Source organism: Flavobacterium sp. RSSB_23 (assembly GCF_051547145.1).
GTDB lineage: Bacteria > Bacteroidota > Bacteroidia > Flavobacteriales > Flavobacteriaceae > Flavobacterium.
On the sequence record NZ_JBPTTO010000050.1, the window covers coordinates 1 to 633 of the forward strand.

Below are 633 nucleotides of genomic sequence, written 5' to 3' on the forward strand. Positions count from 1 at the left end.
AACGTTCCCGCGCTACACGCACGCTGGGATTAAAGATGCGTAATCTTTCGGTTAAAAACAAATGTATCAAATACAAACTATTTTCAAATTAAACCAATTGCCCAGCTTGCTTGTAGCGTGTGTTGGCAGTAGTATTTTTATTCAATATCAATTGCTATCCTAGTTTTCCACCAAAATCCCTCCTGATTATTTTCAAGGATATTTTTTATTGTTTTTTTAGATTTATAGACAGTTTTTAAGTCATTATTCTCAATTTCTAAGCTAGTTATGGAATTGCATAATTGGTCTATTTCATTGTCATCCCAAACTCCAATTCCAAAATATAAATTTGAAGTATCCTTTGGCTTTAAATTAAACACAATTGAATCTCCAGTTAAGGATTCGCTTAAACGATAGTTTTTAAATTTCGGGTTTAATTTGAATTTAACCTTAGCTACTGAATTTGTATTATTCGTAAATACAATATCGTGTGCTGGGTCACAACTTACTAGAAATACAAGCAAAAAGGCTAAGAGAAATTTTTTAATTATTGTTTTCATTTCTTATGTGATTTTCTAATATTACTTCAAAGCTATATGAGTATTTTAGTGAAGAAGCTAATTCTTTTTTTTCTGGTTCGGTGTCAATATTACT

At 30.0% G+C, this 633-nt stretch carries 1 protein-coding gene; it reads right to left on the reverse strand.

The window, feature by feature from the left end; genetic code table 11:
- Positions 1-137 precede the first annotated feature (137 nt).
- Entirely contained in the window at positions 138-539 is a 402-nt protein-coding gene (locus ACSVH9_RS16315; protein ID WP_438064631.1) for a hypothetical protein, read from the reverse strand.
- Between the last annotated feature and the right edge of the window lie 94 nt (positions 540-633).

Excerpts from the sequence above, each read along its gene's own strand:
- ACSVH9_RS16315 (WP_438064631.1), bottom strand. The coding sequence starts at position 539 with ATGAAAACAATAATTAAAAAATTTCTCTTAGCCTTTTTGCTTGTATTT.